Consider the following 1,282-nt stretch of genomic DNA (forward strand, 5'->3'; position numbering starts at 1 on the left):
ACGATCGTCGTTCGCGAAGCACAGGAAAAAGGGGAGGCCGCATAATGGGCCAGAAGATTAATCCGGTTGGCTTCCGCCTCGGTATCAATCGGACCTGGGATTCGCGTTGGTATGCGAATACGGGTGAGTACGGCAAGCTGCTGCATGAAGACCTGAAGATCCGCAAGTATCTGATGGACGAACTGAAGCAGGCTGCCATCTCCAAGGTTGTGATCGAGCGTCCGCACAAGAAGTGCCGCGTAACGATCCATGCCGCACGTCCGGGCCTGATCATCGGCAAGAAGGGCGCCGATATCGAGAAGCTGCGTCGCAAGCTGTCGGAAATGACGAATGCTGATGCCGCGCTCAATATCGTCGAAGTCCGCAAGCCGGAAACTGATGCGACGCTGGTTGCCCAGTCGATCGCACAGCAGCTCGAACGCCGTGTTGCATTCCGCCGTGCCATGAAGCGCGCCGTTCAGTCGGCAATGCGTCTTGGTGCTGAAGGCATTCGTATCAATTGCTCGGGCCGTCTCGGCGGTGCGGAAATTGCGCGTATGGAATGGTACCGTGAAGGCCGTGTGCCTTTGCATACACTTCGTGCCGATATCGATTACGGGACTGCTGAAGCTCACACCGCTTACGGCATTTGCGGCGTCAAGGTCTGGGTCTTCAAGGGAGAAATCCTTGAGCATGATCCCATGGCTTCCGAGCGTCGTGCTGTTGAAGGCGATAGCCATCAGGGTTCGAACCGTCGCCGCGAAAACGCTTAAATAGCGTCTTTCCGGATCGTGAATTTTGGAGTAGAGAACAATGCTGCAGCCTAAGCGCACAAAGTTCCGCAAGCAGTTCAAGGGCCGTATCAGCGGCGCATCGAAGGGCGGTACGGATCTTAATTTTGGTGCTTTCGGCCTGAAGGCCCTCGAGCCGAACCGCGTTACGGCGCGTGAGATCGAAGCCGCTCGCCGTGCAATTACCCGTCACATGAAGCGTGCCGGTCGTGTTTGGATCCGGGTTTTCCCGGATGTTCCGGTCACATCGAAGCCTACCGAAGTCCGTATGGGTAAGGGCAAGGGTTCGGTCGATTATTGGGCAGCCCGCGTCGCACCAGGCCGCGTCATGTTCGAGCTCGACGGCGTTCCGGAAGAGCTTGCCCGCGAGGCACTGCGTCTCGGCGCGGCCAAGCTTTCGGTCAAGACGCGCTTTATTCAGCGCATCGCAGAATAAGGGGTGGATGTTATGAAATCCGCAGAAGTCCGGGCGATGAGCCTCGATCAGTTGAATGAAGAGTTGGGTTCCCTGA

The 1,282-nt window shown here is 57.3% G+C and carries 2 protein-coding genes; both read left to right on the forward strand.

Features of this window, described 5'->3' with window-relative positions; translation table 11 throughout:
• Nucleotides 1–44 precede the first annotated feature (44 nt).
• A complete protein-coding gene (gene rpsC / locus AAAB35_RS13445; protein WP_027233166.1) occupies nt 45–752 on the forward strand; it encodes a 30S ribosomal protein S3 in 708 nt (235 codons plus the stop codon).
• 40 nt (nt 753–792) lie between these two features.
• Nucleotides 793–1,206: a 50S ribosomal protein L16 gene (gene rplP, locus AAAB35_RS13450; RefSeq protein WP_340668776.1), complete on the forward strand. Its 414-nt coding sequence runs from the start codon at nt 793–795 to the stop codon at nt 1,204–1,206.
• Nucleotides 1,207–1,282: the final 76 nt, after the last annotated feature.

It is taken from the genome of Phyllobacterium sp. (assembly GCF_037994425.1).
GTDB lineage: Bacteria > Pseudomonadota > Alphaproteobacteria > Rhizobiales > Rhizobiaceae > Phyllobacterium.